General features: G+C 70.3%; 1 pseudogene. It reads left to right on the top strand.

Annotated elements, in window-relative coordinates:
- Positions 1-43 precede the first annotated feature (43 nt).
- Positions 44-750, top strand: a pseudogene (locus KUM32_RS41955) (hypothetical protein); the annotation flags it as partial.

The raw sequence follows: 750 nt of genomic DNA, 5'->3' as shown, positions 1-750 counted from the left end.
CGACATAGCCGCGCTGCTGCGTGGTTGCCCGGCGCTACGCGTATTGCTGACCAGTCGCATCTCCCTTGAGGTGTACGCCGAGCACCTGTTCCCCGTGGCGCCCTTCCCCGTGGGCTCCGGTGGGCAGACTCCGTACAGCTCGGTGGCGGTGCAACTGTTCATCGACCGGGTGCGGGCGCATTACCGCAGCGACGTGTTGCACGGCGGCGAACTGCACAACATCGCCGAGATCTGCGAACTCCTCGACGGCGTGCCGCTGGCCATCGAGGTGACCGCGCGGGCCGTGGGCACGCTCAGCCCACGGGCGCTGCTCGAACAACTGCGGCGCGGTGCCCACCCCTACAACAGCCGTCTCCTCGACGTGCCGACCCGTCACCAGTCGGTACCCGGGGCGCTGTCCTGGGGCGACCAGGCGCTCTCCGCCGAGGAGCGGGCGCTGCTCCAGCGGCTCGCGGTGTGCGAGACCTCCATCGACCTGCCCACCGCGCAGCGACTGGGCAACCTGTCGCTGATGCAGGCGGCGCGCAGGTTGGATTCGCTGGTGCACAAGAGCCTGTTGGTGAGCGCGAAGCGGGAGGGGGGCGAGCCGGAGTTCCGGATGCTCACCGCGACCCGTAACTACTACCGCAAGCGGCTCGCGCAGGACCCCGAGGAACAGGCCGAGGCGCGGAACCGGCACGCCGAGCACTACGCGAAGTTCGCCGTCGCCGCCGAACGCGGGCTGCGCATCGCGGAGGAGCGGGCCCACTG

Source organism: Streptomyces sp. AC627_RSS907 (assembly GCF_019049165.1).
This window is presented reverse-complemented; position numbering and strand designations above follow the sequence as displayed.